Source organism: Streptomyces sp. Xyl84, assembly GCF_059731885.1.
Map to the genome: position 1 here is coordinate 1,034,381 of NZ_AP029182.1, position 13,452 is coordinate 1,047,832.

At 71.9% G+C, this 13,452-nt stretch carries 12 protein-coding genes; 2 read left to right on the forward strand and 10 right to left on the reverse strand.

The genetic code is table 11. From position 1 onward, the window contains the following. Positions 1 to 144: 144 nt before the first annotated feature. Positions 145 to 1,338, reverse strand: a complete 1,194-nt coding sequence (locus AC6I72_RS04445; protein WP_497999555.1) for an MBL fold metallo-hydrolase — start codon at positions 1,336 to 1,338, stop codon at positions 145 to 147. A 146-nt stretch (positions 1,339 to 1,484) separates the two neighbouring features. On the opposite strand from AC6I72_RS04445, the gene AC6I72_RS04450 reads away from it, so the two are divergent. After that, on the forward strand, positions 1,485 to 2,096 hold the full coding sequence (locus AC6I72_RS04450; RefSeq protein ID WP_498004589.1) for a TetR/AcrR family transcriptional regulator: 612 nt from the start codon (positions 1,485 to 1,487) through the stop codon (positions 2,094 to 2,096). Positions 2,097 to 2,205: 109 nt separating this feature from the next. Here the strand turns inward: AC6I72_RS04450 and AC6I72_RS04455 are convergent, their stop codons facing one another. Continuing rightward, positions 2,206 to 2,991 (reverse strand): SGNH/GDSL hydrolase family protein, encoded by a 786-nt coding sequence (locus AC6I72_RS04455; protein WP_037864073.1) that lies wholly within the window; start codon positions 2,989 to 2,991, stop codon positions 2,206 to 2,208. Between the two features lie 337 nt (positions 2,992 to 3,328). Between AC6I72_RS04455 and AC6I72_RS04460 the strand changes: the two genes are divergently transcribed. Next, a complete protein-coding gene (locus tag AC6I72_RS04460; RefSeq protein WP_497999556.1) occupies positions 3,329 to 4,126 on the forward strand; it encodes a tyrosine-protein phosphatase in 798 nt (265 codons plus the stop codon). A gap of 97 nt (positions 4,127 to 4,223) precedes the next feature. Here the strand turns inward: AC6I72_RS04460 and AC6I72_RS04465 are convergent, their stop codons facing one another. The 8 genes from AC6I72_RS04465 to shc form a co-directional block, all read right to left on the reverse strand. Next, complete coding sequence (locus AC6I72_RS04465) at positions 4,224 to 4,343, reverse strand: DUF6126 family protein (RefSeq protein ID WP_037864074.1); 120 nt, start codon at positions 4,341 to 4,343, stop codon at positions 4,224 to 4,226. Beyond that, on the reverse strand, positions 4,340 to 4,963 hold the full coding sequence (locus AC6I72_RS04470) for a helix-turn-helix domain-containing protein (RefSeq protein WP_497999557.1): 624 nt from the start codon (positions 4,961 to 4,963) through the stop codon (positions 4,340 to 4,342). Before AC6I72_RS04470 ends, AC6I72_RS04465 begins: the two co-directional genes overlap by 4 nt. 85 nt (positions 4,964 to 5,048) lie before the next feature. Then, positions 5,049 to 6,431 (reverse strand): aspartate aminotransferase family protein, encoded by a 1,383-nt coding sequence (locus tag AC6I72_RS04475; protein ID WP_497999558.1) that lies wholly within the window; start codon positions 6,429 to 6,431, stop codon positions 5,049 to 5,051. Then, entirely contained in the window at positions 6,428 to 8,413 is a 1,986-nt protein-coding gene (dxs, locus tag AC6I72_RS04480) for a 1-deoxy-D-xylulose-5-phosphate synthase (protein WP_497999559.1), read from the reverse strand. The genes AC6I72_RS04475 and dxs overlap by 4 nt, the downstream gene beginning before the upstream one ends. A gap of 30 nt (positions 8,414 to 8,443) precedes the next feature. Next, a complete protein-coding gene (ispG, locus tag AC6I72_RS04485; protein ID WP_497999560.1) occupies positions 8,444 to 9,619 on the reverse strand; it encodes a flavodoxin-dependent (E)-4-hydroxy-3-methylbut-2-enyl-diphosphate synthase in 1,176 nt (391 codons plus the stop codon). 4 nt (positions 9,620 to 9,623) lie between these two features. Next, on the reverse strand, positions 9,624 to 10,646 hold the full coding sequence (gene hpnH, locus AC6I72_RS04490) for an adenosyl-hopene transferase HpnH (protein ID WP_037863097.1): 1,023 nt from the start codon (positions 10,644 to 10,646) through the stop codon (positions 9,624 to 9,626). 5 nt (positions 10,647 to 10,651) lie between these two features. Then, positions 10,652 to 11,338: a 5'-methylthioadenosine/S-adenosylhomocysteine nucleosidase family protein gene (locus AC6I72_RS04495; RefSeq protein WP_497999561.1), complete on the reverse strand. Its 687-nt coding sequence runs from the start codon at positions 11,336 to 11,338 to the stop codon at positions 10,652 to 10,654. After that, positions 11,338 to 13,362, reverse strand: a complete 2,025-nt coding sequence (shc, locus tag AC6I72_RS04500; protein ID WP_497999562.1) for a squalene--hopene cyclase — start codon at positions 13,360 to 13,362, stop codon at positions 11,338 to 11,340. Before shc ends, AC6I72_RS04495 begins: the two co-directional genes overlap by 1 nt. Between the last annotated feature and the right edge of the window lie 90 nt (positions 13,363 to 13,452).

Sequence of the window (13,452 nt, forward strand, 5' to 3'; positions counted from 1 at the left end):
CGGGCGGGAGGGCGCGGGCCGGCCCGGGGAGATCCGCGCGGGTGCGCCGTCCGGGCGCTCCTCACCCTCGGACGGATCGGCCCCGGATGCGGACGTCGATCCGGGGAGGGCGGACGCGGTCACCGAGCCCGTCCCCGGCGGGCGTCACCTCTCGCCCGCGAGGTCCAGGTCGCCCTTGCTCGTCTCCGCGATGTCCTGGGCGATCCGGGGACGGCGCCACGGGTGCGCGATCGGCCCGGACACCGCCCGCCACCACGCCTCGCCCGGCAGCTCTCCGGCCGGCTCGAACGGCTCGCCCGGCCGCGGGAACGCCACCGCCTGGCCGGCCTCCTCGGCCGCGTCCTTCGTCCACTCCCCCGGCTCCGCCCACGGGTGCGGTGCCAGGTTGAAGGTGCCCCAGTGGATCGGCAGCAGCACACCGCCCGGGCCGCCTCCCTGGAGGTCCAGGTGCGCCCGCACCGCTTCCGCGGGGGTCATGTGGATGTCGGGCCAGAACTCCGCGTAGGCGCCGAGCTGGATCATCGTGACGTCGAAGGGGCCGTGGTCGGCGCCGATGTCCTTGAACCCGTCGAAGTAGCCGGTGTCACCGCTGTGGTAGACGCGGTGCTCGTCGCCCGCGACGGCCCAGGAGGCCCACAGGGTGTGCTGGGTGTTGCGCAGGCCCCGGCCGCAGAAGTGCCGGGCGGGGGTCGCGGTCAGGGTGAGTCCGCCGACCTTGGTCGCCTCGTGCCAGTCCAGTTCGCGCAGGCGGCCGGCCGGGACGCCCCAGTGTTCGAGGTGGGCGCCGACGCCGAGCGGCACGGCGAAGAGGGTGTCCGTGCCCGCCAGCGCCTTGATCGTGGGCATGTCCAGGTGGTCGTAGTGGTCGTGGGAGATGACCACCACGTCGACCCGGCCGAGCGCGGCCAGCGGCAGGGGCACCGGGTGCAGCCGGCGTGGGCCCGCGAAGGGGAACGGGGAGCAGCGTTCGCCCCACACGGGGTCGAAGAGCACCCGGTGCCCGTCGATCTCCACGAGGACGCTGGAGTGCCCCAGCCACGTCACCCGCAGTCCGGTGGCCGCGGGGCGGGCCAGGTCCGCGTAGGTGGTGGCGTGCACCGGGATGTCGCCCTGCGGGGAGCGGCGTACGCGCTGCTCCTTGTCGAAGTAGAGCTTGGCGAAGTCCCACGGGGAGCCCGACGGCCGCGTCCGCGCCTCGCCTCCGGGATTCTGGAAGACGCCGTCCTTGAAATGGGGGGAGCGGCGGATCCGCGCCATGCGCGCCCCGCCTGGGTCCACACCGAAGGCCTCGGGCCGCAGGGCGCGCAGCCCGGAACTCGAGGGACGGAAGCCGGCCACGTTACCTCCAGGTGGGGTCGGTCAGGTTTTCCATTATGGAGGGCCGCCGGGCGGCTCACCGGCCGCCCGGGGGCCGTCACGGGCAGCCGGCCGGGCACACACCTTGCCCGCACGGCAAGACCCATTAGGGTGACCGCGTGGCGAGAATGCGGTTGAGCGTGGCGGAGCGGCGCGAGGAGTTGCTGCGGGCCGCCATCGGCCAGATCGAGGCACGGGGTGTGGCGGCCGTGCGGATCGCCGACGTGGCCGCGGTGCTCGGCGTGAGCAACGCGCTGGTGCTCTATCACTTCTCCACCAAGGAGAACCTCGTGGCCGCCGCGTTCGCCCGGGCGGCCGAGGACGACCTCGCGCACCTGCGCGCGCTGCTCGGCCGGCGCACCACGGCGCTGCGCAGGCTGCGCGCCGCGCTGCGCTGGTACGCGCCCACCGGCAGTGCCAAGGGCTGGCGGCTGTGGGTGGAGGGGTGGGCCGCCGCGCTGCGGGAGCCGGCCCTGCGGAAGGTGGCCCGGGACCTCGACCGGCAGTGGAAGGCGGCCCTCACCGAGGTCGTGGCCCAGGGGGTGGCCGCAGGCGAGTTCCGCTGCCCGGACCCCGAGGGCACGGCCCTGCGCCTGACGGCCCTGCTGGACGGCCTCGCCGTGCAGCTGACCTGCTACGGCGGTACGGTCTCGCGCACCCGCGCCCTGGAGTGGGTCGACGAGGCCCTGGCCCGCGAACTGAACGTGGAGCGGCGGGCGTTGACCACCGCGGCGCGCTGACCGCCCACCGCCCGCCCCGGCCCGCCCCTGCGGGCGCCCACCTCGTGACGCGGCCCGGCGGGCGCACACCCCCTGGAACGGCACCCCCGGGAAACGGCCGGCGCCCCCGTCAGGCCACCGACGCGATCCGTGTCCTGATGTCGTCCGGGGACAGGGTGCCCTTGGCCGTCACGTCGTCCCCCGAGGACTGACCGCGCAGCCGGCGGCCGATCCACGGGACCAGGTACTCGCGGGCCCAGTGGACGTCGTCGCGGCGGATGTCCAGGGTGCCGCGCGGCGGCAGCGGCGGCCAGGGCTGCTCCGGGTCGGCCGGGACGTCGACGCCGAGGACCTGGCCGGCCCGCAGCGCGACGCGGGTGTGCCCCTCGGGAGACAGGTGCAGCCGGTCGTGGTCCCAGGCCCGGCGGTCCTGCACGGTCTTCAGGGACCACAGGTCGAGCACCGGGCAGCCGTACCGGTCGGCGATGGCCCGCACATGCCCGTTGTACGTCGCGATCTTGCCGCGCAGGTGCTTGAGCACGGGCACGCCGCGGGTGTCGAAGCCGGTGGTGACCATCACGGTCCCGGCCGCGGAGGCGAGCCGGGCGACCGCCTTCTCGAACCGCTCGGCCACGTCGTCCGGGTCGGTGCCGGGACGGATGATGTCGTTGCCGCCCGCACAGAAGGAGACCAGGTCGGGGGCCAGCTCGACGGCCCGCGGAACCTGGTCCGCCACGATCTGGTCGAGCAGCTTCCCGCGCACGGCGAGGTTCGTGTACCGGAAGTCGCCCTCGGGTCGCCGGTCGGCGAGCAGGACCGCGAACCGGTCGGCCCAGCCGACGAACGCCCCGTCGGGGCCGGGGTCTCCGACGCCTTCGGTGAAGCTGTCCCCCACCGCCACGTACGACCCGATCACTGATCTGCTGTCACTCTTCGAATCGTCTGCCACGTCGGCCCATGATTCACCTTCCAATGTGACCTACGCGACCGTAGGCAGGGGTTGACGGTCGGTGAGAAAGGCCACTTCAACATCATCTCGCACACGGGAATACGGGCGGCGACGGGAAGCACACGGCGGTCCGCGGGAAGAGAACGGGGTTCTCGACGACCGGCATCGAAGGCCCGCCCCGCCCCCCTCGATGACCCACGTCACCCCGCCCCCGCGCACGATGTTGCCCCAGGCAGCCATGTCGTATCGTCGGGACCGCGCCCGCCGACGCGCCGTGCGGCGGGGCCGAGAGGGAGGAGTCCCCGTGACGCAGCAGGTCCCGTCGACCGAGCCGGAGCTGACCGGAGTGCGCAACTTCCGTGACGTGGGCGGACTGCCGACCGTGGACGGGCGGCGGGTGCGGCACGGGGTGCTGTTCCGCAGCGGGCATCTCGCGCACGCGACCTCCGAGGACGCCGCCTTCCTCGCCTCCCTCGGCCTGCACACCGTCTTCGACTTCCGCAACGCGGCCGACAAAAAGCTGGAGGGGCCGGACGTCGAGCTGCCCGGCGTGCGCAACGTGAGCATGCCGCTGAGCGACCCGGCCGACGGCGCCGAGTTCTGGAAGATGGTCCGCGACGGCGACCTCGACCAGTTGCGGGCGATCCTGGACGACGGCAAGGGCGTCGCCCGGATGACCGCCTCCTACCGCACCATCGTCACGCAGCGCACCGCCGAGCACTCCCAGGTGCTGCACGCGCTCGCCGAGGACAGCCTCCCGGCCCTGATGCACTGCGCCGCGGGCAAGGACCGGGCCGGACTGTCGATCGCCGTGACGCTGCTCGCCCTGGGCGTGGAGCGGGAGGCGATCACCGCGGACTACCTGGAGTCCAACGCCCGGCACCGCCGCTACAAGGTGCGCCGCAGCGGCTCGTCCGCCGCGGCCTACTCCCCCGAGGTGATGGAGCTGCTCAGCCCGCTGTTCGAGGCGCGCGCCGAGTACCTGACGGCGGCCCTGGAGACCATCGAGGAGACCTGGGGCGGGGTCGACGCCTACCTGGAGCGGGGGCTGCGGCTCGCCCCCGCGACCAGGCAGCGGCTGCGCGAGCGGCTGCTGGACTGAGAACTCCGCACAGAACGGGCGCCCGGCCCGCGACGCATGGCACGCAGGCTCGCGGCGTTGCCGCAGCTCTGCGCCCGGTGGCGTGCGGCGGGCCGCGTCACTTGGCGCCGACCTCGAACAGCAGCCACACGAAGGCGGCGAAGAGGTGTCCGACGGCGATGTAGATGATCAGCCGGACCCAGAGGGCACGCGGGAACTTCTCCTCCATGTCGGTCATGACATCTCTCCGGTGTGTGGGCCCAGGCACAGCGCGGCCGTGGGACTCTGCAGCAGGGTGTGGACGAAGAGCAGCTCGAGCCCGTCCGGGTCCTCGGCGGCGATGCGGTGCGGGGTCAGCGAGTCGAAGTGCGCGCTGTCCCCGGGGGCGAGCAGGTGGGTGGTGTCGCCCAGGCGCAGCCGCAGCCGCCCCTTGAGGACGTACAGCCACTCCTCGCCGGGGTGGACCCGTACGATGTCGCCCTGGGAGCCGTACGGCACCCGCACCCGCAGGGTCTGCATACCGCGCCCGGAGGAACCGGCCTGGTAGTAGGTCCAGCCGCCGGCCCGGGTGGGTTCCATGTCCGCGCCGCGCACGATCGCGTCCCGGTCGGCGACGCTCTCGCCGAGCAGTTCGGAGACGGTCGTACCGTAGACACGGGCGAGTGCCAGCAGCATCGGCAGTGAGGGCTGGCGCTGTCCCGTCTCCAGGCGGGAGAGGTGCGCGGGCGACAGCCCGGCGGCGCCGGCCGCGGCCTCCAGGGTGAGGGAGGCACGGCGGCGGAGCGCGCGCAGCTGGGGCGCGACGGTGGGCAGGTTCTCGGCCTGTCCCGCCGGTGGCCCGGACTCGGGAGTGCTCATGCCTCCATTGAGCCGCAGGCTTGCCCCTGGGGCAAATTTCTTGCCTCAGAGGCAAACCGCACGGCGCCGCCGTTCTCCGGAGCGCCTACCGGTTGGCCACCGCCTGCTTGACCAGCGTCTTTCCGAAGTCCCACATGAGTCCGCCACCGTGCGCGTCGTCCATCACGGCGGTGAAGGCGTCCACGAACCGGTCGACGTCCTGCTCGCCGATGACGAGCGGCGGGATCAGCTTGATCACCTCCAGGTGGTCACCGGAGACCTGGGTGAGGATCCGGTGGCGCTGGAGCAGCGGGACGACCACCATCTGCGCGAACAGGCCCTTGCGGGCGGCCTGGAGCATGGTCCAGCGGCCGCGCAGCTTCAGCGACCTGGGCCTGCCGAACTCGATGCCGATCATCAGGCCCCGGCCGCGGACGTCGGCGAGCAGTTCGTACTTGTCGGTCAGCGCCGCCAGGCGGGACCTGAGCAGGTCGCCGGTGGCCCGCGCGTTGGCGACGATCTGCTCGTTCTCCATGACGGACAGGACGGCGAGGCCCGCGGCCATGGCCTGGGCGTTGGACCCGAAGCTCGCCGAGTGCACCAGGACCCGGTCGATGGAGGAGTAGACCTTCTTGAAGATCCAGTCCCTGCCGAGGGTCGCGCTCACCGGGACGTAGCCGCCCGACAGGGCCTTGGCCACGCACACCAGGTCCGGCTCGACGCCGTCCTCGTGCTGGTAGGCGTAGAAGTCGCCGGTGCGGCCGAGGCCGGTCTGCACCTCGTCGGCGATGAGCAGGGCCTTGTGCCGGTGCAGCAGCTCCTGCGCGGCCCGCAGGTAGCCGGGCGGTGTCTCGTGCACGCCCTTGCCCTGGATCGGCTCCACGATCAGGGCGGCCACGTCGCCCTTCTTCAGCTCGCGGGCGAGCGCGTCCAGGTCGCCGAGCGGGACCGCGGTGTCGGGCAGCAGCGGGGCGAAGCCGTCCCGGAAGCCCTCCTCGCCGTTCACGGACAGCGAGCCGGTGGTCAGCCCGTGGAAGGCGTGCTCGCAGTGCAGGATCCGCGGTTTCCCGGTGGCGCGGCGGGCGAACTTGAGCGCGGTCTCCACCGCCTCGGTGCCGCTGTTGCCGAAGAACACCCGGTCCAGGTGCGGGCTGTGCGTGAGCAGCCGCTCCGCCAGCAGGCCGGGCAGCGGCTGGCAGTCGAAGCGGGTGAGGTCGGCGAGCTGGGCGTCCAGCACGTCGTGCAGGGCCTTGCGGACGACGGGGTGGTGCCGGCCGAGGCCCATCACCCCGAACCCGGCGAGCATGTCCAGGTAGTCGTTGCCGTCGGCGTCCCAGAAATGCGCGCCCTCGGCCCGTTCGTAGACCTTGTCGAAACCGATGGTGTGCAGCATGCGCGGCAGCTGGTGGTTCAGGTGCTTGCTGTGCAGCTCGTAGCGCTCGGCGCCGCGCTCGGCCAGGAGGGCGCCGAGGTCGAACTCCGTGGTCATTCAGTTTTCTCCTTGACTGCCATGACGTCCCCGGCCGCGTCGGCGGCCTCGCCGGGCGCGGCGGGTTGCTGCGCCGGTACGGTCCCGGTCGCCGCCGGTACGGTCCCGGTCTGTTCCCGTGCGGCCAGGGAGGCGCTGATCCGTCCGGCGATCTCGACGGGGGTGAGACCGATGTCGGCCAGCACCTCCGCGCGCTTGGCGTGCGCGAGGAACTGCTCCGGGATGCCGAACCGCCGCACCGGTACGTCCACTTCGGCGTCACCCAGGGCCAGCGCCACCGCGGAGCCGACGCCGGCGGCGCGGCTGTTGTCCTCGACCACGGCCACCAGCCGGTGCCCGGCGGCCAGGCCGGGCAGCGCCGGGTCGACGGGCTTCACCCAGCGGGGGTCGACGACCGTGCAGCCGATGCCGCGCGCCCGGAGCAGCTCGGCCGCCCGCAGGCACACCGGCGCCATCACGCCGACGGCCACCAGCAGCACCTCGGGCCGCTCCGCCCGGTGCAGCACGTCCATGCCGCCCACCCGGTCGACGGCCGGGATCCTGGGGCCGGCCGACTCCTTCGGGAAGCGCACCAGCGTCGGCGCGTCGTCCACGGCGACCGCCTCGCGCAACTGGGCGCGCAACTGGTCGGCGTCGCGCGGCGCGGCGATCCTCAGCCCGGGCACGACCTGGAGGACGGACATGTCCCACATGCCGTTGTGGGAGGCACCGTCGACGCCGGTCACCCCGGCGCGGTCCAGGACGAAGGTGACGCCGCAGCGGTGCAGGGCCACGTCCATGAGCAGCTGGTCGAAGGCACGGTTGAGGAAGGTGGCGTAGACGGCGACGACCGGGTGCAGGCCGCCGGTGGCCAGGCCGGCCGCCGAGACCGCGGCGTGCTGCTCGGCGATGCCGACGTCCCACACCCGGTCGGGGAACCGCTCGGCGAACTTGCCGAGACCCACCGGGTGCAGCATGGCCGCCGTGACGGCCACGACGTCCTCGCGTTCCTCACCGATCCGCACGATCTCGTCGCCGAACACGGACGTCCAGGACGGCCCGCCGGACGGGGCGAGAGGGGCGCAGGTGAGCGGGTCCATCGCGCCGACGGTGTGGAAGTGGTCCTCCTCGTTCGCGAGGGCCGGTTCGTAGCCGCGGCCCTTCTCGGTCAGGCAGTGCACGAGGACCGGCCCGTGGAAGCGTTTGGCGCGGCGCAGCGCCGACTCCAGGGCGCGCAGGTCGTGGCCGTCGATCGGGCCGAGGTACTTCAGGCCCAGGTCCTCGAACATGCCCTGCGGGGCGAAGGCGTCCTTGAAGCCCTTCTTCGCGCCGTGCAGCGACTCGTAGAGGGTGCCGCCGACGACGGGTGTGCGCTGGAGCACGTCCTTGCCCCAGGCCAGGACCTTCTCGTAGCCGTCGGTGGTGCGCAGGGCGGCCAGGTGGTTGGCGAGGCCGCCGATGGTCGGCGCGTAGGAGCGCTCGTTGTCGTTGACGACGATGATGAGCGGCCGGTCGCGGGCGGCGGCGATGTTGTTGAGCGCCTCCCAGGCCATGCCGCCGGTCAGCGCGCCGTCCCCGATGACGGCGACGACATGCCCCTCGCCGCCTCGTACCTGCCGCGCCTTGGCGAGCCCGTCGGCCCAGCCGAGCGCGGTGGAGGCGTGACTGTTCTCGATGACGTCGTGCTCGGACTCCTCGCGGGAGGGGTACCCGGACAGGCCGCCCTTGCTCCGCAGCTTGGAGAAGTCCTGACGCCCGGTCAGCATTTTGTGCACGTAACTCTGGTGGCCGGTGTCCCACAGGATGCGGTCCACCGGTGAATCGAAGACCCGGTGCAGGGCGACGGTGAGTTCCACCACCCCCAGGTTGGGCCCGAGATGACCGCCGGTCCTGGCCACCGCCTGCACCAGGAAGTCACGTATCTCCTCGGACAGTTCGCCGAGTTCCGCCTCGGACAGCGCCTTCAGGTCACGTGGTCCCCGGATGTTCTCCAGAATGGTCACGCTGGGCCCCCTCTCGGTCCGTGCCGTACGTCAACTCACCGTCACGGTCGGTGTTCCCGTGGCGGTCGGGGCGTCTGCCGCGACGCCGTCGGCCTCCATCCGCTCGGCGAGCTTCATCGCCTCTTCGATCAGGGTCTCCACGATCTTCGACTCGGGCACCGTCTTGATGACCTCGCCCTTGACGAAGATCTGCCCCTTGCCGTTGCCCGACGCCACACCCAGATCAGCCTCACGCGCCTCACCGGGACCGTTGACCACACACCCCATCACGGCCACCCGCAACGGAACCTCCATACCCGTCAGCCCCGCCGTGACCTCCTCCGCCAGCTTGTACACATCCACCTGCGCACGCCCGCACGACGGACACGAGACGATCTCCAGCCCCCGCTGCCGCAGCCCCAGCGACTGAAGGATCTGCAAGCCGACCTTGACCTCCTCCACCGGAGGCGCCGACAACGACACCCGGATCGTGTCACCGATCCCCTGCGACAGCAGCGCACCGAACGCCACCGCCGACTTGATCGTGCCCTGGAACGCCGGACCCGCCTCCGTCACACCCAGATGCAGCGGATACTCGCACTGCTCCGCCAGCTGCCGGTACGCCTCGATCATCACGACCGGATCGTTGTGCTTCACCGAGATCTTGATGTCCCGGAAACCATGCTCCTCGAACAGCGACGCCTCCCACAGCGCCGACTCCACCAGCGCCTCCGGCGTCGCCTTCCCGTACTTCTGCAGCAGCCGCCGGTCCAGCGACCCCGCGTTCACCCCGATCCGGATCGGCGTCCCACGGTCCTTCGCCGCCTTCGCGATCTCCCGCACCTGATCATCGAACTTCTTGATGTTCCCCGGATTCACCCGCACCGCCGCACACCCCGCCTCGATCGCGGCGAACACGTACTTCGGCTGGAAATGAATGTCCGCGATCACCGGAATCTGCGACTTCCGCGCGATCGTCGCCAGCGCGTCCGCATCGTCCTGCGTCGGACACGCCACCCGCACGATCTGACAGCCCGACGCCGTCAGCTCCGCGATCTGCTGCAACGTCGCACCGATGTCCGACGTACGCGTCGTCGTCATCGACTGCACCGACACCGGGGCCCCGCCCCCGACGGCCACCGGCCCGACCTGGATCCGCCGCGACACGCGTCGCTCGGCGACCGGCCGGGCCGGTACCTCGGGAAGGCCCAAGGAAACGGCCGTCATCGTGTCAGTCCCGGTTTCCGGAGACGGTCTCGCGCATGGCGCGCAGGGACTCCTTGAGGGACCCCATGGTGGCCAGGACGGCGGTGGGCTCGTAACCGCAGTGCGCCATGCAGTTGGCGCAGCGCGGGTCCTTGCCGCGGCCGTACTTGTCCCAGTCGGTCTTCTCGATGAGTTCGCGGTACGTCGGGACGTAGCCGTCGCTCATCAGGTAGCAGGGGCGCTGCCAGCCGAAGAGCGAGTAGTTGGGGATCGCCCAGGCGGTGCACGGGAAGTCGACCTTGCCCTCGAGGAAGTCGAGGAACAGCGGCGAGTGGTTGAGCCGCCAGCGCAGCCGGTTGCCGCCCGAGAAGGCCTTCCTGAACAGCTCGCGGGTCTGCTCGACGCCGAGGAAGTGCTCCTGGTCGGGCGCCTTCTCGTAGGCGTAGGCGGGCGAGATCATCATCTCGTCGACCTTGAGGTCGTCGTTGAGGAAGTTGAGGACCTCGATGATGGTCTGCGGGGTGTCGGTGTTGAAGAAGGTGGAGTTGGTGGTCACCCGGAAGCCGCGCCGCTTGGCCTCCTTGATGGCCGCCACGGCCTCGTCGAACACGCCTTCCTTGGCCACCGACTCGTCGTGCCGCTCGCGCAGGCCGTCGATGTGCACGGCGAAGGCGAAGTAGGGGGACGGCTTGAACTTGTCCATCTTCTTGCGCAGCAGCATGGCGTTGGTGCACAGGAAGACGTACTTCCGCTTGGCCACCAACTGGCGCACGATCTCGTCGATGTGAGGGTGCATCAGGGGCTCTCCGCCCGCGATGGACACCATCGGCGCACCCGACTCGAGCACCGCGCCCACGGCCTGGGCGACCGGCATGCGCTGCTTGAGCACTCCGGCCGGGTGCTGGATCTTGCCGCAGCCCTCGCACTTGAGGTTGCAGGCGAAGAGCGGCTCGAGCTCCACGATCAGCGGGAACTTGTCCCGCTTGCGCAGCTTCTGTTCGGCCAGATATGTAGCGACCTTGATGGACTGGCGCAGTGGCATGGCCATCTGGCTCACCTCCTGGGGAGCAGCACATTACGGTGCCATTCGAAGAAAGTAGGAAGGACGGCGCGGAGAACGCGGACGGCGGATATGCCGCCGCGCACCGTGCCGATGCGTACGAGTTCGTGTTCCGGGGCGTCCACGACCACCCGGACGGCCGCGACCGGGCGCTCGCCGGCGCGGACGGCGGTCAGCAGCGTGGCCGCCGACTCCATGTCGACCGCGATCGCGCCGGTGGCGCGCAGATCGGACCGCTCGGGACCGCGCACCACGTGGTCGGAGCCGGTGACGGGTCCGGTGTGGACGGTGCGGCCGGGCAGCGCGCGGGCGAGTTCCTTCACCAGCAGTTCGGTGCCGACGCAGGCGACGGTCCCGCGCGGGTCCCGGGTCTCCTCGGCGACGACGAGGTCGCCGGGGTGCATGCCCGGCGCGAGGCCGGCGCAGAAGCCCGTGGCCAGCACGGCGGCCCGGGCCAGCGCGGGCCCGGCGAGGGCCCGGGTGACGGAGCGTTCCGCCGCCCGGGGGCCCATGCCGGTGCGCAGGATGTCCACCGGCCCTTCGGCCTGGTGCCGCTCCGGCCCGCCCCCCGCGCGCCGGCCCGCCCGCCGCGCGCCGCGGTCGCCGCTGCGCAGGGCGAGGTGCTCGATGCCGAGCGCGCAGGCGATCAGCAGCGGGTCCGGGGCGGGCTGGGTGCTCATCAGCTGCCCTGCGCCTCGACGCGGGGCCGGTCGCCCGGCGTCTTGCCGGCGAAGGGATCACCGTGGACGTAGCGGCCGAGCGCGGTGAGCGGGAACACCTGCCGGTACAGGTGGTAGTTGATGGAGAAGTCCCAGGGGAAGCCGGTGCCGGTGAAGTACGGTTCGTCCCACGAGCCGTCCTCCCGCTGGGTGCCGGCCAGCCACTGGATGCCGCGCTCGACCGCCTTGGACTCCCGCTCCCCCGCCGCGAGCAGGGCCATCAGCGCCCACGCGGTCTGCGAGGCGGTGGAGGCGCCCTTGCCGCTCCACTCCCTGCTGTACCGGTAGGAGCGCAGGTCCTCGCCCCAGCCGCCGTCGTCGTTCTGCACGCGCTCCAGCCAGGCCACCGCGCGGCGGATCGCCGGGTGGGAGCCGGGCAGGCCGGCCGCGGTCAGCGCGGGTACGACGGAGCCGGTGCCGTAGATGTAGTTGACGCCCCAGCGGCCGAACCACGAGCCGTCCGCCTCCTGTTCGGCGAGCAGCCACTGGATGCCGCGCCGGGTCCGCGGGTCGTGGGACAGGCCCTCGACGGCGAGCATCTCCACCACGTGCGCGGTGACGTCGGCAGAGGGCGGGTCGATGACCTCGCCGAAGTCGCAGAACGGCAGGCGGTTGGGGAAGGGGCTGGTGTTGTCGACGTCGAACGCGCCCCAGGCGCCGTTCTTCGACTGCATCCCGAGGTTCCAGCGCACGCCCCGGCCGATGGCCTTGTCGACGCGTTCCGGGTCGTGGTGGCGGACCCGGCGCAGCGCGAGGACCACCTCGGCGGTGTCGTCGATGTCGGGGTAGTTGTCGTTGTGGAACTCGAACGCCCAGCCGCCCGGCGGCAGTCCGGGGCGGCGCACCGACCAGTCGCCGGGGCGCACGATCTGCTCACCGAGCATCCAGTCCGCGGCCTTCACCAGCTGCGGGTGGTCTGCGGGCAGACCGGCGTCGGCGAGCGCGATGGTGGCCAGGCAGGTGTCCCACACCGGGGACTGGCAGGCCTCGATCATCCGGGCGCCGTCCTCGCGCCGGACCGCGAAGCGGTCCAGCGACTCCAGGCCCGCGCGCATCACCGGGTGGTTGAGGTCGTAGCCCATCAGGTGCAGGGCGATGACGGAGTAGACGGCGGGCGGCTGGATGCCGCCCCAGCAGCCGTCGTTCTCCTGCCGTTCGATGATCCAGCGCACGGCGGTGTTCATCGCGGCCCTGCGCAGCCGCTTCGGCGCGACCTTGCGGAAGACCTGCAGGCCCTTGTCCAGGCGCTGGAAGACGCCGTCCCAGCTCGCCGCCGGGGCGAGCGGCCGGGGCGGGTTGGGGCGCCGCGGGTCGGTGTGCAGCTCGTCCAGCGGGAACGGCGCGGGGCGCACCGGGCGCTTGGCCGAGACGATGGTGAGCGGCACGATGGTCTGCCGGGCCCAGCAGCCGAAGTCGTAGATGTTGAGCGGCATCCAGTCGGGGAACCAGATCAGCTCCGGCGGCATCTCCGGCAGGTCTTCCCACTTCCACCAGCCGAACAGGGCGAGCCAGATCCGGGTGAAGACGCGGGAGGCGGCGATGCCGCCCTGCGCGCGGATCCAGGCCGACGCCTTCGCCATGTGCGGCGCGTCCGGCGCATCGCCGGCCAGGCGGAGGGCGACGTAGGCCTCGATGGTGGTGGACAGTTCGCCGGGGCCGCCGTAGAAGGTGGCCCAGGTGCCGTCCTCGCGCTGCTCGCCGCGGATGAAGAGCGCGGCGGCGCGGGTGGTCTCCTCGTCGGCGATGTTCAGGAACTGGCGCAGGAGCAGGTCCTCGGCGTCCATCGTGACGTTCGTCTCGAGGTCGCCCTTCCACCAGCCCTCGGCGTCCTGCTGCGCGAGCAGGAAGTCGGTGGCACGCCGGGTGGCGTGTGCGGCGGCTTCTTGTACCCCGGCCGTCACGGGGGTGGTGAGTACGCTTTCGCTGGCCGCGGCAGCGCGGGTCGGCAGTGCGGCCCCGGTGCTTCCGTCGGTCGTCGCTGTCATGGCTTCCCCTTCGTGCAGTCGTGCAAGTCGTGCTGCTGTGGGTCCGCCGTCGACCGGTGCCTGAAACCTTTCGGCACCGGCCGGCGACTA

What these genes read in the sequence shown, in the direction of transcription:
- AC6I72_RS04450 (WP_498004589.1), top strand. Translation starts at nt 1,485, where the DNA reads ATGCGGTTGAGCGTGGCGGAGCGGCGCGAGGAGTTGCTGCGGGCCGCC.
- AC6I72_RS04465 (WP_037864074.1), bottom strand. Translation starts at nt 4,343, where the DNA reads ATGACCGACATGGAGGAGAAGTTCCCGCGTGCCCTCTGGGTCCGGCTG.
- shc (WP_497999562.1), bottom strand. Translation starts at nt 13,362, where the DNA reads ATGACAGCGACGACCGACGGAAGCACCGGGGCCGCACTGCCGACCCGC.
- AC6I72_RS04470 (WP_497999557.1), bottom strand. Translation starts at nt 4,963, where the DNA reads ATGAGCACTCCCGAGTCCGGGCCACCGGCGGGACAGGCCGAGAACCTG.
- ispG (WP_497999560.1), bottom strand. Translation starts at nt 9,619, where the DNA reads ATGACGGCCGTTTCCTTGGGCCTTCCCGAGGTACCGGCCCGGCCGGTC.
- AC6I72_RS04495 (WP_497999561.1), bottom strand. Translation starts at nt 11,338, where the DNA reads ATGAGCACCCAGCCCGCCCCGGACCCGCTGCTGATCGCCTGCGCGCTC.
- hpnH (WP_037863097.1), bottom strand. Translation starts at nt 10,646, where the DNA reads ATGGCCATGCCACTGCGCCAGTCCATCAAGGTCGCTACATATCTGGCC.
- AC6I72_RS04475 (WP_497999558.1), bottom strand. Translation starts at nt 6,431, where the DNA reads ATGACCACGGAGTTCGACCTCGGCGCCCTCCTGGCCGAGCGCGGCGCC.